Source organism: Nitrincola salilacus (genome assembly GCF_046271865.1).
GTDB lineage: Bacteria > Pseudomonadota > Gammaproteobacteria > Pseudomonadales > Balneatricaceae > Nitrincola > Nitrincola salilacus.
In genome coordinates, this window is sequence record NZ_CP176580.1 from 858983 (window position 1) to 882129 (window position 23147).

Annotated in this window: 17 protein-coding genes and 1 pseudogene; 10 read left to right on the forward strand and 8 right to left on the reverse strand. The window is 54.4% G+C overall.

Annotated elements, in window-relative coordinates; translation table 11 throughout:
- Nucleotides 1-38: 38 nt before the first annotated feature.
- The 3 genes from pdhR to aceF all read left to right on the forward strand — a co-directional run bounded on the left by pdhR (nt 39) and on the right by aceF (nt 5671).
- A complete protein-coding gene (gene pdhR, locus ACK3CJ_RS03910; RefSeq protein ID WP_409525116.1) occupies nt 39-800 on the forward strand; it encodes a pyruvate dehydrogenase complex transcriptional repressor PdhR in 762 nt (253 codons plus the stop codon).
- Nucleotides 801-1016: 216 nt separating this feature from the next.
- Entirely contained in the window at nt 1017-3665 is a 2649-nt protein-coding gene (aceE, locus tag ACK3CJ_RS03915) for a pyruvate dehydrogenase (acetyl-transferring), homodimeric type (RefSeq protein WP_409526542.1), read from the forward strand.
- A gap of 44 nt (nt 3666-3709) precedes the next feature.
- On the forward strand, nt 3710-5671 hold the full coding sequence (aceF, locus tag ACK3CJ_RS03920; protein WP_409525117.1) for a dihydrolipoyllysine-residue acetyltransferase: 1962 nt from the start codon (nt 3710-3712) through the stop codon (nt 5669-5671).
- Between the two features lie 79 nt (nt 5672-5750).
- Here the strand turns inward: aceF and ACK3CJ_RS03925 are convergent, their stop codons facing one another.
- On the reverse strand, nt 5751-7166 hold the full coding sequence (locus tag ACK3CJ_RS03925; protein WP_409525118.1) for an MFS transporter: 1416 nt from the start codon (nt 7164-7166) through the stop codon (nt 5751-5753).
- Nucleotides 7167-7562: 396 nt separating this feature from the next.
- On the opposite strand from ACK3CJ_RS03925, the gene ACK3CJ_RS03930 reads away from it, so the two are divergent.
- A complete protein-coding gene (locus ACK3CJ_RS03930) occupies nt 7563-8003 on the forward strand; it encodes a GNAT family N-acetyltransferase (protein WP_409525119.1) in 441 nt (146 codons plus the stop codon).
- Between the two features lie 13 nt (nt 8004-8016).
- Here ACK3CJ_RS03930 and ACK3CJ_RS03935 read toward each other — a convergent pair whose 3' ends face one another.
- The 4 genes from ACK3CJ_RS03935 to glcD are packed head-to-tail and all read right to left on the reverse strand — an operon-like array spanning nt 8017 to nt 12292.
- Nucleotides 8017-8430 carry a heme-binding protein gene (locus tag ACK3CJ_RS03935; RefSeq protein WP_409525120.1) on the reverse strand — a complete coding sequence of 138 codons (414 nt, stop codon included), beginning with the start codon at nt 8428-8430 and terminating at the stop codon, nt 8017-8019.
- 17 nt (nt 8431-8447) lie between these two features.
- Nucleotides 8448-9683, reverse strand: coding sequence for a glycolate oxidase subunit GlcF (gene glcF / locus ACK3CJ_RS03940; RefSeq protein WP_409525121.1), 1236 nt, complete (start codon nt 9681-9683; stop codon nt 8448-8450).
- Nucleotides 9684-9698: 15 nt separating this feature from the next.
- Complete coding sequence (gene glcE / locus ACK3CJ_RS03945) at nt 9699-10793, reverse strand: glycolate oxidase subunit GlcE (protein ID WP_409525122.1); 1095 nt, start codon at nt 10791-10793, stop codon at nt 9699-9701.
- A complete protein-coding gene (glcD, locus tag ACK3CJ_RS03950; protein ID WP_409525123.1) occupies nt 10793-12292 on the reverse strand; it encodes a glycolate oxidase subunit GlcD in 1500 nt (499 codons plus the stop codon). Before glcD ends, glcE begins: the two co-directional genes overlap by 1 nt.
- Before the next feature lie 237 nt (nt 12293-12529).
- On the opposite strand from glcD, the gene glcC reads away from it, so the two are divergent.
- The gene (gene glcC, locus ACK3CJ_RS03955; protein ID WP_409525124.1) at nt 12530-13279 is read left to right on the forward strand and encodes a transcriptional regulator GlcC; all 750 of its coding nucleotides are present in this window, start codon (nt 12530-12532) and stop codon (nt 13277-13279) included.
- Nucleotides 13280-13312: 33 nt separating this feature from the next.
- Here glcC and ACK3CJ_RS03960 read toward each other — a convergent pair whose 3' ends face one another.
- A complete protein-coding gene (locus tag ACK3CJ_RS03960) occupies nt 13313-14224 on the reverse strand; it encodes a LysR family transcriptional regulator (RefSeq protein ID WP_409525125.1) in 912 nt (303 codons plus the stop codon).
- A gap of 184 nt (nt 14225-14408) precedes the next feature.
- Between ACK3CJ_RS03960 and gcl the strand changes: the two genes are divergently transcribed.
- From gcl to ACK3CJ_RS03985, 5 genes are all read left to right on the forward strand, one after another.
- A complete protein-coding gene (gcl, locus tag ACK3CJ_RS03965) occupies nt 14409-16205 on the forward strand; it encodes a glyoxylate carboligase (protein ID WP_409525126.1) in 1797 nt (598 codons plus the stop codon).
- Nucleotides 16206-16223: 18 nt separating this feature from the next.
- Complete coding sequence (gene hyi, locus ACK3CJ_RS03970; RefSeq protein WP_409526543.1) at nt 16224-17003, forward strand: hydroxypyruvate isomerase; 780 nt, start codon at nt 16224-16226, stop codon at nt 17001-17003.
- A gap of 85 nt (nt 17004-17088) precedes the next feature.
- Entirely contained in the window at nt 17089-17982 is an 894-nt protein-coding gene (gene glxR / locus ACK3CJ_RS03975) for a 2-hydroxy-3-oxopropionate reductase (RefSeq protein WP_409525127.1), read from the forward strand.
- A gap of 144 nt (nt 17983-18126) precedes the next feature.
- Nucleotides 18127-19587 (forward strand): pyruvate kinase, encoded by a 1461-nt coding sequence (gene pyk, locus ACK3CJ_RS03980; RefSeq protein ID WP_409525129.1) that lies wholly within the window; start codon nt 18127-18129, stop codon nt 19585-19587.
- 40 nt (nt 19588-19627) lie between these two features.
- A complete protein-coding gene (locus tag ACK3CJ_RS03985) occupies nt 19628-20893 on the forward strand; it encodes a glycerate kinase type-2 family protein (protein WP_409525130.1) in 1266 nt (421 codons plus the stop codon).
- Nucleotides 20894-21697: 804 nt separating this feature from the next.
- Here the strand turns inward: ACK3CJ_RS03985 and ACK3CJ_RS03990 are convergent.
- Entirely contained in the window at nt 21698-22741 is a 1044-nt protein-coding gene (locus ACK3CJ_RS03990) for a hypothetical protein (protein WP_409525131.1), read from the reverse strand.
- 147 nt (nt 22742-22888) lie between these two features.
- Nucleotides 22889-23032: pseudogene (locus ACK3CJ_RS03995) on the reverse strand (D-aminoacyl-tRNA deacylase); the annotation flags it as partial.
- Nucleotides 23033-23147 lie beyond the last annotated feature (115 nt).

The window sequence follows — 23147 nt, forward strand, 5'->3', positions numbered from 1 at the left end:
ATCGCCAGCGGTCAAACTGATGAAAGTGGACGGAGTGAATGGCATATCCCAGTGTAAAGCAGTCGAAGATATCAGATGTCATCATGCTGAAGATGGAAGAGATGATTCTGGAAGGAACTCTGCAGCCGGGACAGAAGCTTCCGCCTGAAAGAGAGTTGGCTGTGCAGTTTGAGGTGTCTCGCCCCTCATTGCGTGAGGCGGTGCAGAAGCTTGCAGCGAAAGGGTTGCTGATCAGCCGTCAGGGTGGTGGCACTTACGTATCGGAAAATCTCGGAGGGTCGTTTTCTGATCCGCTGCTGGAGCTTTTTCGCAATCATCCGGAAGCTCAGTATGATCTGCTTGAGTTCCGACATGCCCTGGAGGGGGTGTCGGCTTACTATGCCGCAGTCCGCAGTACGGCAGCGGACAAGAAAATTCTGCGCGAGCGCTATGAGGATCTGCAGCGCTATCACGAACAGAAAGCCTTCGATAAGGAAGTGCAGGCAGATGTCGAGTTTCACCTGGCCATTGCGGCAGCAACACATAATATGGTTCTGTTACACATGATGCGGGCACTGTTCAATCTGATGAAGCAGCATATCGGGGACAATCTCAAGAATATTTATCCAAAAGCTAACTGGCGCTCCAGTATCCATCATCAGCATGGGGTACTACTGGAAGCGATAGAGATGGGTGATCCCGAGCGGGCGCGCCAGGCCGCACATGATCATCTGGTTTATGTCGAAGAGGCGTTGCTGGAGCAGGGCAAGGAAAATACGCGGCTTGAACGCGCATTGCGCAGAGCACATCTGCATCAGTGAAATGTATTTTTGTATAAAAACTACAATAAAAGAGGTCTGTTTACGGGTTTTTACGATTTTATAGGGTGTGGATAGACAAAAAGCGCATCTTTGTGTAGTATATTTACACAATTATAAGGGGCCCTGACTGTGCAGTGCAGCATGAAAAAAACTTTTCATGCGTCTAGTCTATGAGGACTCATCCATAAAGTGTCTGGAGAATTCAAGGTGCAAGATATGATTGAAGATGTGGATCCGATTGAAACGCAGGAATGGCTTGACGCACTGGAGTCCGTTGCCAAGAATGAAGGCGATGATCGTGCTCGATTTATTCTGAAAGAGCTTGGCCGTAAGGCGTCTGATATAGGTGTCGGTTCCACCGGCACAATAACAACTCCATACCGTAATACCATCCCCCCCCGCGATGAAGCGAAAATGCCCGGGGATCTGTTCATGGAGCGTCGAATCCGCTCCTTTATCCGTTGGAATGCCATGGCAATGGTGATGCGGGCCAACGACAATGATGAAGGTCTTGGCGGTCACATCTCCAGCTTCTCCTCTGCTGCAACTCTTTATGATATTGGCTTTAACTATTTCTTCCACGGCCCGGATGGCGGTCGTGAATCTGACATGGTGTTCTTCCAGGGACATATCTCTCCCGGTATCTATGCGCGTGCTTATCTCGAAGGCCGTCTGACTGAAGAGCAGCTGGATAACTTCCGTCGTGAAGTCGATGGTAATGGTCTGTCGTCTTATCCTCACCCCTGGCTGATGCCGGATTTCTGGCAGTTCCCGACTGTTTCCATGGGGCTGGGTCCGATCCAGGCGATCTATCAGGCGCACATCATGCGCTACCTGTCCGCTCGTAGCCTGATTCAGCGTGGCGAGCGCAAAGTCTGGGCATTCCTGGGCGACGGCGAGTGTGATGAGCCGGAGTCACTGGGTGCGATCTCTCTGGCTGGGCGTGAGCAGCTGGAAAACCTGGTCTTTGTTATCAACTGTAACCTGCAGCGTCTGGATGGACCGGTTCGCGGTAATGGCAAGATCGTGCAGGAGCTGGAGTCTATTTTCCGTGGCGCCGGCTGGAACGTGATCAAATGCCTGTGGGGTCGCCACTGGGATCCGCTGTTCGAAAAAGATGAAAAAGGTCTGCTGCAAAAGCGCATGGATGAAGTGTGCGATGGCGAGCTGCAGAACTGCAAGGCCAATGGCGGCGCCTACACCCGCGAGCACTTCTTTGGCAAATATCCTGAGCTGCTGGAGATGGTCAAGGATATGTCGGATCAGGAGATCATGAACCTGAACCGTGGCGGCCACGATCCCTACAAGGTCTATGCGGCTTATCATGCGGCAATGAACCATAAGGGCCAGCCGACCGTGATCCTGGCGCAGACCGTCAAGGGCTACGGCACAGGCAAGTCAGGCGAAGCGAAGAACGATACCCACTCTCTGAAGAAAGTGGCACTGGACGATCTCAAGATCTTCCGTGATAACTTCAACATTCCGGTCAATGATGATCAGCTGAAAGAGCTGCCTTATTACCGTCCTGCACCTGACTCTCCGGAAATGAAGTACATGTTCGAGCGTCGCAAGGCGCTGGGTGGCTTCTATCCTGCTCGTCGCAAAGAGTTTACCAAGCTGGAGACCCCAGCGCTGGAGGTCTTCGCCAGCCAGTTGAAATCGACAGGTGAGCGTGAAATCTCCACCCAGATGGCGATGAACCGAGTGCTCAGCACGCTGGTCAAGGATAAGAATATCGGTGAGCGGATTGTGCCTATCGTACCTGATGAGGCGCGTACTTTCGGTATGGAAGGCATGTTCCGTCAGTTGAGCATCTACACCTCTGAGGGGCAGCGCTACACGCCTCAGGATCGTGATCAGATCATGTTCTACAAGGAGTCCAAGACCGGTCAGATTCTTGAGGAAGGTATTAACGAAGCGGGTGCATTCAGTGCATGGCTGGCTTGTGCCACGTCGTACAGCAATAACAACTGTCCGATGGTTCCGTTCTACATCTTCTACTCCATGTTTGGCTTCCAGCGCGTGATGGATCTGACCTGGGCGGCCGGCGACAGCCAGGCGCGCGGTTTCCTGATCGGTGCGACCTCAGGGCGCACAACGCTGAACGGTGAAGGTCTGCAGCATCAGGATGGTCACAGCCACCTGATGGCACAGATGATTCCCAACTGTGTCAGCTATGATCCGACCTACGGCTATGAGCTGACCGTGATCATTCAGGATGGTCTGCGCCGGATGTTCCAGGAGCAGGAGAACAAGTTCTACTATGTCACCACGCTGAATGAAAACTATCAGCACCCTGAAATGCCGGTTGGTGTTGAAGAGGGTATCGTCAAGGGGATGTATCTGCTCGAAGAGGGCAAGAAAGCAGACCTGCGCGTACAGTTGATGGGTTGCGGTTCAATCCTGCGTGAAGTGCGTGAGGCAGCGACGATACTGCGTGAAGACTACGGCATCGAATCTGATGTCTGGAGCACCACGTCGATCAATGAGCTGCGTCGTGATGCCCAGGCGGTATATCGCTGGAACATGCTGCATCCTGAAGATCAGCCACGTGAGTCTTACCTGGAGCAGTGCCTCAGAGGTCATGACGGTCCAGTTATCGCATCAACTGATTACATGCGCATGTATGCCGATCAGTTGAGGGAGTATATCCCACGCCGCTACAAAGTGCTGGGTACCGATGGTTATGGACGCTCCGACACGCGCGCTAAACTGCGTGAGTTCTTTGAGGTGAATCGCCACTACGTTGTGCTGGCGGCACTCAAATCTCTGCAGGAAGAGGGCAAGCTGGAGGCATCTGTTGTCGCCAAGGCCATGAAGACGTTCAATATCAACCCTGACAAACCGGCCCCATGGACCGTGTAAGTCGGCCGCTGAACATCTGACTGGTTAAGCGAGAGGACATTATTGTGAGCACAATTACTATTACAGTACCGGATATTGGCGGCCACGACGGGGTTGATATCATTGAAGTTTGCGTTAAAGAGGGCGATACGATCGCTGAAGGCGATTCGCTGATCGTTCTGGAAACAGACAAGGCCTCGATGGAGGTGCCATCCACCGCGTCTGGTGTGGTGAAGAAGATTCTGGTTAAGGAAGGTGGTACCTGCGCCGAGGGTGATGCCATTGTTGAGCTGGAGGCGGCCGGTGAGGCTGCTGCTCCTGAAGCTGAAGCGCCCAAAGCGGCACCTGCAGCGGCACCTGCCGCCGCCCCCGCTGCTGCGCCAGCTGCAGCAGCATCAGTGTCTGTTGAGAAAATTCTGATCCCTGATCTGAGTGGCGCAACAGATGTTGATGTTATCGAAGTGCTGGTGAAAGTGGGTGACACTGTCGCCGAAGGTGACAGCATCATCGCGCTGGAAACAGACAAGGCCTCGATGGAAGTGCCAGCTCCTAAGGCGGGTGTCATCAAGTCGATGAGCATCAAGGAAGGGGATAAGGTCAATGAGGGCGACCTGTTGCTTGAGCTGGAGGTTGGCTCTTCGGGTGCTGCCGCTGCTGATTCTTCATCAAGTGCTGCATCAAGTTCTGCATCAAGTCCTGAGCCAAGTGCTCCGGCGGCGGCTCCAGCAGCGGCTGCTGCAGGTGGTGTCGAAAAAGTATTGATCCCTGATCTCAGTGGCGCTTCCGATGTTGATGTCATTGAGGTGCTGGTGAAAGTGGGTGATACGGTTGCAGAAGGCGACGGTATCATCACGCTGGAAACAGACAAGGCCTCGATGGAAGTACCTGCTCCTAAAGCGGGTGTCATCAAGTCGATGAGCATTAAAGAGGGTGATAAGGTCAACGAAGGTGACCTGCTGATTGAACTGGAAGTGGCTGGCAGTGCACCGGCAGCAGCCCCGGCTCAGGCTCCAGCGGCATCCGCTGCGGCTCCTGCACCTGCTTCTGCTCCAAAAGCGGCGGCTCCGGCGGCTGGCAAGTCAGTTGATCTGGGCTCGCTGGAGAAAAAGAACCGCAGCGTGCATGCAGGTCCCGCGGTGCGTGCGCTGGCACGTGAGTTTGGTGTGGAACTGGCCAATGTCAAAGGTTCAGGACCCAAGGGTCGTGTGCTGAAAGAAGATGTCCAGGGCTACGTTAAAGAAACGCTGAAGCGTGTCAGTCAGGGGACTGCAGCCACAGCTGTTACGGGATCCGGTATTCCGGCCATTCCGGCAGTCGATTTCAGCCAGTTTGGTGAGATAGAGCTGGTCAAACTGACCAAGATCGACCGCCTGACCCGCGATAACATGTCACGCTGCTGGCTGAATATTCCTCATGTCACGCAGTTTGATGAGGCCGACATCACCGAGCTGGAAGTTTTCCGCAAGGAGATGAAGGATGAAGCACTCAAAGCTGGCGTCAAGCTGACCCCGCTGCCATTCATGATCAAGGCAGCGGCCATTGCGCTGAGTCGTCACCAGAAGTTCAATGCATCACTGCACGCTGATGGTGAGCATGTTGTTTACAAGAAATACATCAATATCGGTCTGGCGGTGGATACGCCGAATGGTTTGATGGTTCCTGTGATCAAGGATGCCGACAAGAAGAGTATCTATCAGCTGTCGCTTGAAGCGAATGAGCTGGCAGGCAAGGCCAAGGATCGTAAGCTCAAGCCAAACGAGATGCAGGGTGCATGCTTTACCATCTCCAGCCTGGGTGGGATTGGTGGCACTGGCTTTACCCCCATCGTGAATGCGCCGGAAGTGGCGATTCTGGGTGTTTCCAAAGCGGATATCAAACCGCGCTGGAACGGTAAGGAGTTTGTGCCGCGCACCATGCTGCCTCTGTGTCTGTCCTATGATCACAGAGCGATTAATGGCAGTGATGCCGGTCGCTTCCTGACCGATCTGAATGGTTTGCTGAGCGATATCCGTCGCCTGGTACTCTGATGCGTTGTCAGGCACCGGTTTCTTCCGGTGCCTGACATTTCTGCTGTTTTGATTCCCCCGCTTTTATCCTGTGCACTGATTACTCTGGGCGCGTCACATTTCCACGAGAGTAGGAGAACCAGGCAGCCGCCAGGGTATACAGGCAAGCTAATCCCAGTGCAATCCGAATCACCAGCAGCAGGGCCGGATATTGATCAGGCGCTAGTTGAGTATTGCCAAGCACCTGATTGAACAGCAGTACCACTATCGCCATGCTGCAGAGGTTACCCAGCGTCCTGGCGAGGTTGAGCATGGCGGACGCAGCACTGAGACGATCCTGATTCACCGAGCTCATGGCAGCGTTGTTGTTGGGGGTCGAGAAGAGACCAAAGCCTATGCCCAGAAGCAACAGGCCGACAACCACCAAAGTCAGACTGCTCTCCAGACTTATCCAGAAAAGTACCGCAAAGCCACTGCAGAACAGCAGGCAGCCTGTGGTTGCGATCAATCTTGGCTGGTAACGATCCGACAGTTTTCCGGCCAGTGGAGCGAGTATCGCCATCGCCAGCGCCTGAATCAGAATCAGTTGCCCGGAGCTGGTCGGCGACATCCCTTCAATGTATTGCAGATACAGGCTGAGCAGAAACAGAACAGGGTAGTGCGCGCCATACATGAACAGGCTGGCCAGTATGGAACGGTTGAATACCCGGTTGTCGGCCAAGGCCTTGAGCCGGATCAGTGGTGCGGGTGCAACGCTCTGCTGGCGCAGGAACAGGGCCAGAAACAGGAGTCCTGCCAGAAAAAGTACGACATATCCAGGGCCTGGCAGGCCGGATAGCCCAAAGAAGAAGGCGGTGGTCCAGATCGAAAACAGTACGGTACCAGCCCAGTCAAAGCGCTCCCGTTGCTCGCTTTTCCAGTCGCCTTTGAGGTAAACATTCACGAGAAGGATCGCCAGCAGGATGAAGGGAACAGGTACCCAGAACACACTGCGCCAGCCCAGTACTTCTGTCAGCCAGCCGCCAATCATAGGGCCTGCTGTGAGGCCGAGATAGACGGAAGTGGCAGTGAACCCCAGTGCCGTGCCTCGATTGCTGGAGTTGAATATTGAGCTGACAATGGCCATGGCGGTGCCGAAGATCAAAGCGCCTGCAATACCTTGCATGACCCTGACGACCAGTAGCCACTCAATAGATCCAACCAGTAAGACCATCAGAGAGCTGAATGCAAAGAAGGCGATGCCGACATTGAATACACGTTTGCGGCCCACCATGTCTGCCAGCCTGCCAGCCGGTAGCATCAGCAGAATACTGCCCCAGAGATTGATCGTGGGTACCCAGCTCACCAATACGGCGTCGGCCTGAAGGTCGGTGGCAATGGCGGGTAAAGCCAGGTTGACGGCAGACATTGAAAGTGGCGCGATGAAGGTGGCGATACAGATACTGAGCAGTGCTATCCAGCGTGCCGCCGGGTTCTGATCATAATACGCCTGACTTTCTGTATGGCTGCTGCTCACGATGCCTCCTTGGATTAACTGCCTTCATCATAATACAGCAGGAGGTGAAATTTTTACCCATACAGTTTTTGTCAGCAAACAGGATACAGGCCGGTGGCTGAGGAGTTTCCGGTATCGCATGGTGTTTTATAAAGTCATAAAAATGTAATAATCAGTAACAAAATATTATAATCAGTTGGTTTTGCACCCACGCCTTCCCTTTATGATATTTTCTTCGATATATCTAACACTTATATATGAGGCTTGGCTTAACTACTTTCCGCTGTCTTCCAAAACTGGGCAGTGATGCTCTCGAATGGGGCAGATGACGCATTCTGTTCTTTATTTCTGCGCTGAAAAGTAATAGCGTCACAGCTTGTAATCCAACTGAAATACATTCCGACAGGTTTGATAATAATGATGATAAGACCTTTCAACTTAGCGGATATGGATCAGGTGCTGCAGGTATGGCTGGATGCCTCCGTGCAGGCACATGACTTTGTCGATGGTGATTTCTGGGCATCCAGAATCGAAGATATGCGAGATATCTATCTGCCCCTGTCAGAGATCTACGTATATGAAGAGCATGGGATCATCCAGGGCTTTCTCTCATTACAGGACGATACGCTGGCAGCTCTGTTCATACGGCCGGAATATCAGGGTCGGGGAATAGGCTTTCAACTGATCGAAATGGCCAAGGATGAGCGCGAAAAGCTCGATCTGGCTGTGTACAAGTGCAACTGGCGCAGTGTTGATTTTTATGAGCGCTGCGGCTTTCAGCCGATACGCGAGCAGACGGATCAGCACACAGGCCAGACCGAAGTGGTCATGACCTGGTACCTTGAGCAGGCAGCCTGAAAATCAGGCTGTATCAGATGGCACTGATGACAGCACTGATGGCAGCACGAGCTACCTGAGCATCCTGATCTGATTTAACGCCCGATACGCCGACAGCGGCAACCACCTGGCCATCCACCACCAACGGCACACCACCTTCCAGTGTGGCGCTGATCACCGGTGCTGACAGGAAGGCTGTGCGCCCGGCATTGATCATCTCTTCATAGATCTTTGTTTCACGGCGTCCCAGCGCCGAGGTGCGGGCTTTTTCAATAGCGATGTAAGAAGACACTGGTGCACAGTTGTCCAGTCGCAGCATGGCAAGCGGATGGCCGCCGTCATCGACGATGGCAATGGCGACGGCCCAGTTGTTGGCCTCCGCTTCTGCTCTGGCGGCTGCCAGCATCTTCTGTGCTTCATCGAGTGTCAGTACGGGTTTGCTGTTCATCTTGTTGCTCCGTCAGTTCAATTGTGAATCGGTTTTTCGGTCAGGGCTTCATCCACCAGTTCGATCCAGTGCTTGACCGGGGTTCTGCCCGCGCCATCCAGATGGGTCTGGCAGCCGATGTTGGCAGTCACGATCAGCTCTGGATTACCGCTTTCCAGTGCATCCAGCTTGTTGTCACGTAGCTGCTTTGACAGCACCGGTTGCGTGATCGAGTAGGTCCCGGCTGATCCACAACACAGGTGCGCATTCGGTACCTGAGTCAGGCTGAAGCCCAGTCGGATCAGTACTGCCTCCACTGCGCCACCCAGTTTCTGAGCATGCTGCAGGGTGCAGGGGCAGTGAAAAGCCAGGCGTTTGCTGCTGTTAATCTGCAGGCTTTCCAACTTTTCGGCACGCAGTATTTCAACCAGATCCAGTGCCAGTTCACTGACTCGCCTGGCCTTCTCGGCATACGCCGGATCCTCCTTCAGGAGATGTCCATACTCTTTGACAAAAGCACCGCAGCCACTGGCGGTCTGTATAATCGCTTCGGCACCCGCCTCTATCGCTGGCCACCAGGCATCTATGTTGCGCCGGGCACGTTGCAGTCCGGCATCCTGGGCATTCAGGTGGTACTCCATGGCACCACAACAGCCAGCTTCACGTGCCACCTGTACCTGAATTCCCAGCTGATCCAGCACGCGTGCGGTGGCGGCATTGGTAATGGGTGACAGGGTCGGCTGCACACAGCCCTCCAGAATCAGCATCCGGCGCGTGTGCTGCGTCTCCGGTCGCGTGCCGGGAGGCGTTATCCGTGCCGGCAGTTTGCTGCTGAGTGATTTCGGCAGCACTGGGGTCAATAATCGCCCAAACTTGACTGCGGAGTCAAATATTATTGGATTGGGAATCACCTGCTTCAGGAAAAAGCGTGTCAGCTTTTCACCAGTGGGTCGCTCGACCTTCTCTTCAATCATGGCACGGCCGATATCCAGCAAGCTGTGATACTCCACCCCTGAGGGGCAGGTGGTTTCGCAGTTGCGACAGGTCAGGCAGCGGTCCAGATGGGTCTGGGTAGCGCGTGTGACCTCCTCACCTTCGAGCATCTGCTTGATCAGGTATATTCGCCCTCTGGGACTGTCCAGCTCATCGCCCAGCAGTTGATAGGTCGGGCAGGTGGCGGTGCAGAAACCACAATGAACACAGCTGCGCAGTATCGCTTCCGCTTCTGCAGCGCGTGGCAGTTTTCTGGCTTCATCAGACAGATTCGTTTGCATCACTCAGTTCCTGATTCAGAGAAGGGCATAGAGCCGACCAAGGTTGAAAATTGCTGCTGGATCCAGCTTATGTTTGAGTTGCTGATGGTGTTTCATCAACAGCGGTGGCAGCGGCTGGAAAGGATACTCACTGTGGCCGGGGGTATAGCAGGTGGCGTGACCACCCAGTGACAGTGCCAGTTGCTGAACGGCCTGCTCAGACATATCCGTTTTCAGCCAGCGCTGTGCACCCCCCCAGTCGATCAGCTCATCACCTTCTGTGTTCAACAGTGTTGAGTTATTGGGTAGCGAAAGGCGCCAGAGTGGGCGGGGATCACTGAAGAATGGCAGGGTCAGTTCTCTCAGTTGTGTCCAGAAGACTGGATCCAGTTCATTGCCACCGAGTAACTCAGCGGCATCCTTGACTGATCCCGTGCCGCCTTCAAGGCGCAAGTGCAAGGCGTTGCCATCATGACAGGCCGCGGTGATCGGAAGCGGTTTCTGACCCCATTCGGACAGTTTCTGAAGAGCGGCCCCCGGATCCATCTCCAGGCTGAGATGCGCGCTGGCACGGGGTTTCGGCAGGACTTTCATCGAGGCCTCGGTGATGATGCCCAGCGTGCCATAGCTACCTACCAGCAGACGGGACAGATCATACCCGGCGACATTCTTCATCACCTCACCGCCAAAGCGCAGCAGCTTGCCCTGACCGGTGATCACGCGTGTGCCGAGTACTAAGTCGCGCGCCGATCCTGTCCAGGGCCGACGTGGACCCGAGAGGCCACTGGCCAGCATGCCACCTACTGTTGCCCGATCGCTGAAATGCGGCGGCTCGAATGCGAGCATCTGCCCTTGTGCATCCAGCTCCGCCTCCAGAGTGCTCAGACGTGTTCCGGCTCTGACTGTGATCACCAGCTCCGTAGGGTCGTAAGTGACGATCCCTCGATGCGGACTGATATCCAGCTGCTCGCCGGGTACGCTGTGACCGAGAAATGATTTACTGCCGCCACCCTGAATGGCCAACGGGGTACGGCTGTGAATCGCTGCACAGACCTGCTCCAGCAGAGCGGCTTCGGTTTCCGAGGCGGCTCGTTCACCGGGGCGATTTGAAGGTTGATCTACCTGACTCATCAGAAGCGCTCCAGTTCGGGAAAGGGCAGCTCTCCATGGTGAATATGCATGGCACCAAACTCGGCACAGCGGTGCAGGGTCGGGATATTCTTGCCGGGATTTAGCAGGCACTGTGGATCAAAGGCGGCTTTCACGGCATGGAACAGTTCCAGCTCATCATCATTGAACTGGGTACACATCTGATTGATCTTTTCACGCCCGACTCCGTGCTCGCCGGTGATGGAGCCTCCTACTCGTACACACAGTTCCAGAATTTTACCACCCAGCTCTTCTGCGCGCTCCAGCTCACCCTTCTGATTGGCATCAAACAGGATCAGCGGGTGCATATTGCCGTCACCGGCATGGAAAACGTTGGCGACCTTCAGGCCATAGGTATCCGATAGATCCGCGATGCCCTGGAGTACATTGGGCAGCTCGCGCCGGGGGATGGTGCCATCCATGCAGTAGTAGTCGGGCGACATGCGTCCGACCGCCGGGAAGGCATTTTTCCGTCCCGCCCAGAAGCGCTGGCGCTCGGCTTCATCCTTCGCGATACGGATTTCGGTTGCGCCCGATGCTTCCAGAACACGCCGGACGGTAGCGGTGTCTTCATCAACATCGGACTCAACCCCATCCAGCTCGCACAGCAGTATGGCAGCGGCCTCAACCGGATAACCGGCATGGATGAAGTCTTCGGCGGCTCGAATGGCCAAGTTGTCCATCATCTCCAGTCCACCGGGGATGATACCGGCCGAGATGATATCACCGACCGCTCTGCCTGCTTTGCCGATATCATCAAAACTGGCCATCAGTACGCGTGCCATCGGGGGCTTGGGTAGAAGTTTGACGGTGACCTCTACCACGATGCCCAGCATCCCCTCCGATCCTGTAAACAGCGCCATCAGATCATAGCCTGCCGCATCCAACGCATGGCTACCGAGCGTCATCCGCTCACCCTCGACCGTGACTATCTCGACCTGCAGAAGATTATGTACCGTCAGACCATATTTCAGGCAGTGTACGCCACCGGCATTTTCCGCGACATTGCCGCCGATGGAGCAGGCGATCTGAGAGGAGGGATCGGGTGCATAGTAAAGCTGATGAACGGAGGCTGCTTCCGAGATCGCCAGATTGCGCACTCCCGGTTGCACGCGTGCACAACGCGCCTGCGGATCTATCTCCAGAATCCGGTTGAATCTGGCCATCACCAGCAATACCCCTTTCTCCAGCGGCAGGGCGCCTCCCGATAATCCAGTGCCGGCGCCTCTGGCGACAACAGGAACCTGACGCTGATGGCAGGTGCGCATGATCCGCTGTACCTGCTCGATACTGTCCGGCAATACTACCAGTAGCGGCGTGGTGCGATAAGCCGACAGCCCATCGCATTCATAGGGTTTGAGATCTTCGCGCCGATGCAATATCTGAAGCTCTGGCATATCGGTGCGCAGAGCATTCAGTAGAGCTGACTTGTTTACATCCGGCAACACGCCATCTATGCGTTCATCATGGAGAATGTTCATCCGAGGCTCCGCCTGAATCAAATTCAGCCGGTTTGACTGAAATTTGGGTACTGAAAACGGCTCCAGTTTGGTGTTATTCTTGTATCAGTCAATCTAAATATTAACTGGTCCTACCAGTTTTTTTTAATGTTGAATGATATTGCTCTGATATTTTTAATTAATAACATATATTTATTACTTATATTCTACTTCTGACGTTTGAATTTTAATCTGGTCCTACCAGTTGAGGTTTGTGTGATGGAAAAAAGACACATCGCTGACGTGGTGGCAGAGCGTATCGAGCATCTGATACTGGATGGCGTGTTGAAGGTGGGGCAGCAACTGCCTTCCGAGAGAGGCCTATCGGAGAAGTTGGGATTTTCTCGCTCGGCTCTGCGCGAAGGGCTGAATGTACTGCGTGGACGAGGCATCATTGAAACGCGTCAGGGCAAGGGCTCGTTTGTTGCCAGGATGATGGGTGAAGCGCCGGCTACACCTTTGATGCATCTGTTCAGCGATCATCCACGCACGCTCTATGATCTGTTGGAGGTACGGGCGCTGCTGGAAGGGGAGTCGGCGCGACTGGCTGCGATGCGTGGGACCGAGGCGGATTTCATCATGATCACGCGGCGCTACGAGGAGATGGTTGCCGCCAACGGACGTGAAGGCGTAGAACCGAAGGAGCATGCTCATCTGGATCACGCCTTCCATCTGGCAATCTCTCAGGCGTCACATAATCCGGTGCTGGTACAGACCCTGCAGTCGCTGACCGACCTGCTGATCAGCTCGGTGTTTGCTTCGGTGAATAACCTCTATCATCGGCCAGTGCAGAAGCGCCAGATCGATCGACAGCACGCGCGCCTGTATCGTGCTGTGGTGGACCGTCTGCCGGAGCAGGCCAGGCGCGCAGCGCTGGATCATATTTCGAGTATCCGAGACAACCTGCAGGAGATTGAGGCAGAAGAGCAGCGCCTGGTGCGCGCCTCGATGAGGCTTAATGGTTGGTAGTCAGGGCTGACTCTTATTTTAATTCTGGCCCACTCAGCTATTACCTTCCCAGTAGCCCGGCTGGTTGTAGACCTCTTTCAGATAATCAATGAAAAAACGCACCTTGGCGGGCAGAAAGCGCTGCTGTGGATAGATCGCCTGAATGTCATAGGCCGGGATCGCATACTCATCCAGCAGTGTCACCAGTTCGCGGCGTTTCAGCTCCGCCTGTATCTCCCAGGTGGAACGCCAACCGATCCCCAATCCCTGCTTGACCCAATCGAACAACAGTTCACCATCGTTGCAATCCAGGTTCCCGGAGACCCTGATCGCAATCGGCTTGCCATCTCGCAGAAAGGTCCAGCCACGCTGCTGGCCACCCATCAGGTTGAAGGCCAGGCAGTTGTGTTGAGCCAGTTCCTCCAGACTTTGTGGTATTCCGTTGCGCTCCAGATAGTCGGGGGTAGCACACAGCACACGGCGATTGGGGTAGAGATTGACCGCCACATAATTGGGGTCGGTGACAGTGCCGATACGCAGCGCCATATCGTAGCCATCGCGCACCAGATCCACGACGCTGTCGGTCAGGTTGAAGGAGATCTTCAGCTCGGGAAAGCGCTTCTGAAACGCGGGGCCATGAGGTGCCACATGCTTGCGCCCAAAGGCGGCAGGAGCCGATACCACCAGATGGCCGCGAACGGTATTGCGATCCGCGGTGATGCTGGATTCGATCTTGTCGAACTCCTTGAGCAGAGCCGTGGCTCCCTCCAGAAACTGCTCGCCGAGATCAGTCAGCTTAAGGCCGCGGGTGGAGCGATGCATCAGCTTGACACCTAAGCGCTTCTCGAGCGCATCGAGGCGTCGACCCATGATCACCGGCGTGACACCTTCGATCAATGCTGCAGCGGCAAAGCTGCCATGCTCGGCCACCAGCGCAAAACTTCGGATTTCAGTGTGACGATCCATTCAATACTCCAGCTTGTTTGATATAACCAGCTATTAGATACAAAAAGTATCGACAGAAGTAAAAAAACTGCTATTCACCGCAGAATATTCGATCTATATGCTGGATTCAATCAGTAAAAAGATTGAATGACTTGAATGAATGATCCGGTTGAATGACCCGATTGAATGAACAAGAGGTGATACCATGGCTCGTATGCGTGCTGTTGATGCTGCGGTTGCAGTAATGAGAAAAGAGGGAGTTACGACGGCGTTCGGCGTTCCCGGTGCCGCTATCAACCCACTTTACTCAGCATTGAGAAAAGATGGCTCCATCCAGCACATACTCGGCCGTCACGTCGAGGGTGCTTCCCACATGGCAGAGGGCTATACCCGTGCCAAGGCCGGTAATATCGGTATCTGCATCGGTACCTCCGGTCCTGCCGGAACGGATATGATCACCGGCCTTTATGCAGCATCGGCTGATTCCATTCCGATTCTGTGCATCACCGGACAGGCGCCGCGTGCACGTCTGTATAAAGAAGACTTTCAGGCGGTTGATATTGAGTCGATCGCCAAGCCGGTCACCAAATGGGCGGTAACTGTTCGTGAACCGGCGCTGGTGCCGCGTGCCTTTCAGCATGCCTTCCACCTGATGCGCTCCGGCCGTCCCGGTCCGGTACTGATCGATCTGCCGATCGATGTTCAGATGGCCGAGATCGAATTTGATATCGACACCTACGAGCCACTGGTGCCCTACAAGCCTGCAGCCACTCTGGCTCAGGTCGAGAAAGCGCTGAGCATGATGAATGAATCCGAGCGCCCGATTCTGGTATCCGGTGGCGGTGTCATCAATGCCGATGCCTCGGATCTGCTGGTGCGTTTTGCCGAGATCATAGGTGTTCCGGTTATCCCGACTCTGATGGGCTGGGGTACGATTCCGGATGATCATCCGCTGATGGCGGGCATGGCAGGGCTTCAGACCAGTCATCGTTATGGCAACGCTACGGTGCTCGAATCGGACTTCGTGTTCGGTATCGGTAACCGCTGGGCCAACCGCCATACCGGTACGGTTGAAACCTACACTGAAGGTCGTACCTTCGTGCATGTCGATATCGAGCCGACTCAGATAGGGCGCGTGTTCAACCCGGATCTGGGGATCGTGTCGGATGCCGGTGCCGCCTTGAAACTGCTGGTTGAAGTGGCCGAGCAGTGGAAAGCCGAAGGGCGCATGAAGGATCGCAGCGAGTGGGTTGCGGCCTGTCAGGAGCGCAAGCGCACGATGCTGCGCAAGACCAACTTCGAAGAGGTACCGATGAAGCCGCAGCGCGTTTATCAGTGCCTGAACAATGCCATGGATCGCGATACCTGCTATGTCAGTGCGATAGGTCTGTCACAGATTGCTGCCGCGCAGTTCCTGCATGTGTTCGAGCCGCGCAACTGGATCAACTGCGGTCAGGCGGGCCCACTGGGCTGGACCGTACCGGCTGCACTGGGTGTTCGTGCTGCTGATCCTGATCGTAACATCGTTGCGATCTCCGGTGACTACGACTTCCAGTTCCTGATCGAGGAGTTGGCGGTAGGGGCGCAGTTCAAACTGCCTTACCTGCACATCCTGGTGAACAACTCCTATCTGGGATTGATTCGCCAAAGTCAGCGCGGCTTTGATATGGATTACTGTGTTCAGCTGGCCTTTGACAATATCAATGTTCATCCGGATGACACCTCAGCGGTGCATCACTATGGTGTCGATCATGTCACGGTTGTAGAGGGGCTGGGTTGCAAGGCGATCCGTGTATTCCGCCCAGAAGAGATGGCACCGGCGATTGCCAAAGCGCAAGAGCTGATGAAGACGCACCGGGTACCGGTTGTGATAGAAGTTATACTGGAACGCGTTACCAATATAGCCATGGGTACCGAGCTGGAAGGGATCAACGAGTTTGAACCTCTGGCGCTGAGTATCGACGATGCACCGAGCGCACTGGCTGCTCGGCAAACGGCATAACAGAACAGGAGAGAGATGATGCTTAAATTTGCCGCAAATCTGACCATGCTGTTTAACGAAGTGGAGTTTACCGATCGCTTCGCGGCAGCTGCCAAAGCGGGATTCAAGGGGGTGGAGTATCTCTTCCCCTACGACTGGTCGTCTCAGCAACTGGCTGACCTGCTGGCTGAAAACGACCTGCAGCAGGTGTTGCATAATCTGCCGGCAGGAAACTGGGCGGGTGGCGAGCGAGGCATCGCCTGCCATCCGGATCGTGTGTCTGAGTTTCGTGACGGCGTTGGCAAGGCGATAGAGTATGCCAAAACCCTGGGCTGCCCACAGGTGAACTGCCTGGCGGGTATCGCCCCGCAGAATGTCAGAGCTGAGACACTGCAGGAGACCTTTGTCGAGAACTTGCGTTTCGCGGCTGCGGCGCTTGCTGCCGAGAATATCCGTCTGCTGATCGAACCGATCAACACCTTTGATATTCCAGGCTTCTATCTGAACCGCACGGCTCAGGCATCCGACATCATTGATCAGGTGGGCAGCAGCAACCTGTTCATTCAGTACGACATCTACCATGCTCAGCGCATGGAGGGTGAGCTGATCAATACGATGCAGAAATACTGGGATCGTATCGCGCATCTGCAGCTGGCGGATAATCCTGGCCGGAATGAACCGGGCACAGGTGAAATCAACTACCGCTTCCTGTTCGAAGCGCTGAGACAGAAGCAGTACGACGGCTGGATCGGCTGCGAGTACAAGCCTGCCGGTGTCACTGAGGCGGGGCTTGGCTGGATCAAAGCGCTCAATAGCTGAGCACGCTGCTCTTGATTTCAAAACAGCATCAACTTCAAGACAACTGTCGTTTTGAAGAAAAGAATTAATGTGTGAGGAACTGAACATGGCTGCAATTGGATTTATCGGACTGGGTATCATGGGTACCCCTATGGCACATCACCTGATCAACGGTGGACATCAACTGGCTGCCTATACGTTGGGCAGCGTGCCTGAGTCACTGGTCGAAGCGGGTGCGACTGCCTGCAGCAGTGCGGCTGAGGTGGCACAGAAATCCGACATCATCATTCTGATGGTACCAGACACCCCGGATGTGGAAGCTGCGCTGTTCGGTGACAAGGGCGTAGCCGAAGGGCTCTCCTCAGGCAAGATCGTGGTGGATATGAGCTCCATCAGTCCGGTCGCCACCAAAGAGTTTGCCAGCCGCATCAACAAGCTGGACTGTGAATACCTGGATGCCCCGGTATCAGGCGGTGATGTTGGCGCGAAGGCGGCAACCCTGTCTATCATGGTAGGTGGCAGACCGGAAATCTTCGAGAAGGTGAAGCCGATCTTCGAACTGATGGGCAAGAACATCACCCTGGTTGGTGGTAATGGCGACGGTCAGACCTGCAAGGTGGCTAACCAGATCATCGTGGCACTGACGATCGAAGCGGTCGGTGAAGCACTGGTGTTTGCATCCAAGGCGGGTGCTGATCCTGCCCGTGTACGTGAGGCGCTGATGGGTGGCTTTGCCTCCTCACGCATTCTTGAAGTGCATGGCGAGCGTATGGTGAAGCGCAACTTCAACCCGGGCTTCCGTATCTCGCTGCACCAGAAGGACCTGAACCTGGCACTGAATGCTGCACGTCAACTGGGCGTGTCACTGCCCAACACCGCTACGGCACAGTCCCTGTTCAATGCTTGTGAAGCACAGGGCGGCGCCAACTGGGATCACTCCGGTATGGTCAAAGCGCTGGAGCTGATGGCAAACCATGCCGTGGCACCCGACGCCAACTGATCAGCACTCTGAAGTGTTTGGTTAAGCTGTACACGAACTCCTTGTTTGAGGAGCTCAGGAGGCCCGGTCAGGTCGGGCCTCAGATACTGTGAGGCGGTTGATGCCTCACTCACCATTTTTCGTCTCTCTGTGGAGCCTGAAATCATGTTACGCCGCACTAAAATCGTCGCCACGCTGGGGCCTTCCAGCAGCACCTTGGACAGCATTGAAAAACTGGTGCTGGCGGGTGCCGATGTGATGCGCCTGAACTTTTCCCACGGAGAGGCCGATGAACACCGCCAACGTGCCAGACTGGTGCGTGAAGTATCCGCCCGTCATGGCCGCTATGTCGCTCTGCTCGGCGATCTGCAGGGTCCGAAGATCCGCATCGCCCGCTTTGCGGACAAGAAAGTTACGCTGAAAAAGGGTCAGATTTTCACCCTGGATTCCGGGCTGGATAAGGATGCCGGTACAGTGGAACGGGTCGGTATCGATTACGAAGCACTGGTCAACGATTCTCGCCCCGGCGATATCCTGCTGCTGGACGATGGCCGTCTGGAGCTGGAAGTACAGTCCGTCGAAGGCGACCGGGTGATCACCCGCGTTGTGATCGGCGGCGAGCTGTCAAACAATAAAGGGATCAACCGCAAGGGTGGTGGCCTGTCGGCAAAAGCACTGACCGACAAGGATAAGGAAGATATCAAACTCGCGGCCGAGATCGGCGTGGATTATGTTGCCGTCTCCTTCCCACGTGATGCCTCTGACATGCATGAAGCGCGCGCACTGCTCGAAGCAACAGGCTCCACCGCAGGCCTGGTGGCCAAGATCGAACGCGCCGAAACCGTGGCCGATGACGAGATCCTCGATGATGTGATCCGCGCCTCGGAAGTGGTCATGGTGGCACGCGGTGATCTGGCGGTTGAGATCGGCGATGCGACACTGGTCGGGGTGCAGAAGCATATCATTGCGCGCGCCCGTGCTCTGAACAAGATCGTGATCACCGCGACGCAGATGATGGAGTCGATGATCAACAGCCCGATGCCGACTCGCGCCGAAGTATCGGACGTGGCCAATGCGGTGATGGACTACACTGATGCAGTGATGCTGTCGGCCGAAACTGCCGCCGGGGATTACCCGACCGAAGCAGTGGAAGCGATGGCGCGCATCATCATCGGTGCCGAACTGCACCCGATCACGCATAAATCGAGGCACCGCATCTATGAAGAGTTTCAGCAGATTGATGAGGCGATCGCACTGTCGGCGATGTATGCCGCCAACCACCTGCAGGGCGTGAAGGCGATCATCTGCATGTCGGAAACCGGTCTGACACCACGCCTGATGTCACGCATCCGCTCACCACTACCGATCTATGAGATGTCACGCCGGGTGGATACTCAGCATCGTGTTGCCCTCTATCGTGGTGTGCAGACGATCCCCTTCTATGCGGATCAGTTGCCACCGGAAGAGATCAATCAGCGCGCCGTGGATGAGCTGATCAAGCGCGATGCTTTGCAGGAGGGCGATCGCGTCATCATCACCAAGGGCGACTACCTGAATGCTCAGGGCGGCACCAATACCATGAAGATCTTTACGATCGGTGAGCGAATTGCATTAAATGCCGGTTGAGCGACCGGGTAGAGAATTGTCATAGAGCACAGAGGTCAGGATGAAACAGCAGGCACAGAAAGTTTTACGCGATATGTTTGATGCGGCTCTGCGCGTGGCTCAGCCCGAGCGCTGTTTGGCACCGTTTCTGCCAGCACCGGTTGCAGGCAGAACTCTGGTGATCGGAGCAGGTAAAGCCTCCGCGGCCATGGCCAGAGCGCTGGAACAGAGCTGGCAGGGTGAGATCAGTGGTCTGGTCGTAACCCGCTATGGCTATGGCGTACCCTGCGAGCGGATCGAGATCATCGAAGCGGCTCATCCGGTACCGGATCAGGCCAGTGAAGAGGCCGCCAAGCGCATCCTGGCGGCAGTTGAAGGGCTGACGGAGCAGGATCAGGTGATCGTGCTGATCTCTGGTGGTGGTTCTGCACTGCTCTCGCTACCTGCCGAGGGGATCACGCTGGAGGATAAACAGGCGATCAATCGTGCGCTGCTCAGTTCCGGTGCCACCATCAGTGAGATGAACACGGTGCGCAGGCATCTGTCAGCCATCAAGGGTGGTCGTCTGGCCGCAGCCTGCTATCCAGCCAAGGTTTACAACCTGCTGATCTCTGATGTGCCGGGCGATAATCCAGTGGATGTGGCCTCGGGACCGACTATTGCAGATGCCTCTACCTGTGCCGATGCACTGGAGATCCTGCGTCGTTACGAGATCGATATTCCGGCCCATATCCGTCAGGGGTTGGAGTCAGGCGCCTATGAGTCGGTCAAGCCATCTGATCCTCGTATGGCGCGGATTGAAACCCACTTCGTCGCGACTCCTCAGCGTTCACTTGAGGCAGCTGCCGAAGTTGCCCAGGCAGCCGGTTATACGCCGCTGATTCTCGGTGACAGTATCGAGGGTGAAGCAAAAGAGGTGGCGAAGGTGATGGCGGGGATCGCCCGCCAGGTACGGAAAAACGGCCAGCCGATCAAGCCGCCTTGCGTATTACTGTCGGGTGGTGAAACCACCGTGACAGTGCGTGGGCAGGGTCGGGGTGGTCGCAATGTTGAATTTCTCTTGTCACTGGCGATTGCACTGCAGGGCGATGAGGGTATCGCTGCGCTGGCCGGCGACACCGATGGTGTTGATGGTCAGGAGGAGATAGCCGGTGCCATCATCTACCCCGATACGCTGGCGCGTGCGCGTGAGAAGGGCATCCGCCCGGTGGACTCACTCGCAAACAACGATGGGCATGGTTTTTTTGAAGCGCTGGATGATGCTGTAATCACCGGTCCGACGATGACCAATGTAAATGATTTTCGCGCGATTTTGATCGATAACTGACGCACTCTATACGGAGCTCTTTACGCACTCTTTAAGTACTACCAGTTAAGTACTACCAGACTGAATTTCCCTTGATATCTGCCGTTGGCCCTGCATTCGCGCTCTTGAATGCGGGGCATTTTTTTATGGCAACCACCTGGATTGTGATTGGGCTCGCAATTGTCAGTATTTGCAGAGATATCCCGAATGCCTTGAGTGAGACGCCGTGTATACATCCGTGTAGGCTTGAATGCCGCATCCATGCGGCATGCACTCACTCAAGACCTCCGGGATATGCAGTGAAATCACCGAACCAGGTAAGTGATTGGTTTTTGTCTGGTATTAAATTTAATGACTGGAAAAATGCATCAACTCGGATATAGCCACATATGGATTATACTTAATATAAGAAAAGTGACTGCACAAAATCCAGTGCATCTGGCGAAAAAACGATCAATTGGTTTTATGTAGGGCTGAATAAGTGTTACACACAAGAAAACTGAGTGTTTTTTATTGCCTGAATCCTGCTCAGATTTTATCTTTTTTGCAATGGATTTACGTGATGAGGCTAACGCATCGAAATAAAAGATAATATTTAAATAATGTAAAGTTGGCGGCTCTATTCCGTCACGTTTCATCTCTCGATTAATTCGAAAAATAGAGTAAAAAATTGAAACAGGTGCTGTAAAAAAAGAGATCAATAACGGGGTCATGCCCACGAATATCAAGTCTTCAGACAAATAGCTTCGCAAAAAATCAGATAGTCGTAAAAAATATTCAACCATGAATAGTAGTCCTGAAAATTCTATTAAATAAATTCATGATTCAAATCCTAAGAAGGTCGTCATACAGCTTAGCACCAAACATTTCACCTGCTGATCCTCCCAACTGTGCTCCAATATAAGCTGCCCCCGCAATAACAACCACAATACAGCCGAGGATTGCCCAACCTATAGGACCTGCTCCTGCCAATGCCAGTAGTGCAGATGGGCCTCCAACAGCGCTTATAGCACTCCAGGTAGCCGCACTTCCCGCCGCAGCCCCTCCACCAAACCCAATAATCTGCTTCATACTTTCACGATGCCAGTTCCCATCCGCATTACTCACACTTTTTACCTTGCCAGCTCTGATAGAAGCGTCAGCGGCCAAGGACAAAGGGGTAGCTGCTTTCGACATGAACTGAGAGAAGCTTTTCAGCCGATTTGCCTGAAACAGGTCGGATACAAAAATGCGTGAGTCGGACTTAAGGCGACCACGGCTGCGACTGGCCAGAGTGATGCCTCGATTGGCATTATTGATTGCTCCGCCACGGTTTTTAGTGCGCATGATCACTGGGGAGAGCTGGGTCATGGCGCTTCTGTGTTCGCTGAGCAGTACATCGTAGGCTTGGATTGCATTGCGCCTTGCAGCGGCATCCCTGGCGCCTGCGCCCGGCATACCAGCTGCGGCAGGTTTTTGCACAGCGATGAGGGCATTTTCGTAGTTCACCAAGGCTTTGTGAAAATTTGACAGGTTTTGGTACTTGGCCTTGAAGGCCGGGCCTGATGAGCCTATCAGGCTAAGTACTCCGTTGAGTTCCTCTTCAGTCAGGTATTTTTCCCAGAACTCGGCTTCACGGTGCAGCTCTTCACCTTCAGCTGCCGCTGCCCGCATTAACCAGCCACGCTCATGAATAGCCTGTTGATTAAGCGTACGAATAATCGACGGTGCATAGGGTTCAGCTATATCCAGTGTAAAAGCCTGGCCTTCATAGACACGACCGTTTGCCCCTATGCTATTTACTCGGGAAAACTCTGTGAGTAGTTCGTCGTCAGCTTCTATCAGGTCAGAAATGTGGCATGCATGGGAATTGAAATAGACGGTTGGCATGTTAATGTCCTTATTAAAAAATCATCCTTCAGGGCGGTCCGGCCCTTGTTTGCGCAAAAGAGTACTGGCTTTTGTTATAGGGATCAAGGGGAGGCTACTGGGCTCTGTCGTTTCCTGTCTCATCCAACACTTCACCCATGCAGCACTTCACCCCTCCAACATAAAAGTAACCGGCCCATCATTAATCAGGCTGACCTGCATATTGGCGCCGAAGCTGCCGCAGGCAACCACAGGATGAATGGCACGGGTCTGTTCAAGGAAATAGTTGTACAGACGCTCACCTTCGGCAGGTGTGAAACTGTACCTGGTACATTTTCACGGGATATGCAGTGAAATCACCGAACCAGGTAAGTGATTGGTTTTTTTCTGGTATTAAATTCAATGACTGGAAAATGCATCAGCTTGG

Excerpts from the sequence above, each read along its gene's own strand:
- pdhR (WP_409525116.1), top strand. The coding sequence starts at position 39 with ATGGCATATCCCAGTGTAAAGCAGTCGAAGATATCAGATGTCATCATG.
- aceE (WP_409526542.1), top strand. The coding sequence starts at position 1,017 with ATGATTGAAGATGTGGATCCGATTGAAACGCAGGAATGGCTTGACGCA.
- ACK3CJ_RS03930 (WP_409525119.1), top strand. The coding sequence starts at position 7,563 with ATGATGATAAGACCTTTCAACTTAGCGGATATGGATCAGGTGCTGCAG.
- ACK3CJ_RS03935 (WP_409525120.1), bottom strand. The coding sequence starts at position 8,430 with ATGAACAGCAAACCCGTACTGACACTCGATGAAGCACAGAAGATGCTG.
- glcF (WP_409525121.1), bottom strand. The coding sequence starts at position 9,683 with ATGCAAACGAATCTGTCTGATGAAGCCAGAAAACTGCCACGCGCTGCA.
- glcE (WP_409525122.1), bottom strand. The coding sequence starts at position 10,793 with ATGAGTCAGGTAGATCAACCTTCAAATCGCCCCGGTGAACGAGCCGCC.
- glcD (WP_409525123.1), bottom strand. The coding sequence starts at position 12,292 with ATGAACATTCTCCATGATGAACGCATAGATGGCGTGTTGCCGGATGTA.
- glcC (WP_409525124.1), top strand. The coding sequence starts at position 12,530 with ATGGAAAAAAGACACATCGCTGACGTGGTGGCAGAGCGTATCGAGCAT.
- ACK3CJ_RS03960 (WP_409525125.1), bottom strand. The coding sequence starts at position 14,224 with ATGGATCGTCACACTGAAATCCGAAGTTTTGCGCTGGTGGCCGAGCAT.
- gcl (WP_409525126.1), top strand. The coding sequence starts at position 14,409 with ATGGCTCGTATGCGTGCTGTTGATGCTGCGGTTGCAGTAATGAGAAAA.
- hyi (WP_409526543.1), top strand. The coding sequence starts at position 16,224 with ATGCTTAAATTTGCCGCAAATCTGACCATGCTGTTTAACGAAGTGGAG.
- glxR (WP_409525127.1), top strand. The coding sequence starts at position 17,089 with ATGGCTGCAATTGGATTTATCGGACTGGGTATCATGGGTACCCCTATG.
- pyk (WP_409525129.1), top strand. The coding sequence starts at position 18,127 with ATGTTACGCCGCACTAAAATCGTCGCCACGCTGGGGCCTTCCAGCAGC.
- ACK3CJ_RS03985 (WP_409525130.1), top strand. The coding sequence starts at position 19,628 with ATGAAACAGCAGGCACAGAAAGTTTTACGCGATATGTTTGATGCGGCT.
- ACK3CJ_RS03990 (WP_409525131.1), bottom strand. The coding sequence starts at position 22,741 with ATGCCAACCGTCTATTTCAATTCCCATGCATGCCACATTTCTGACCTG.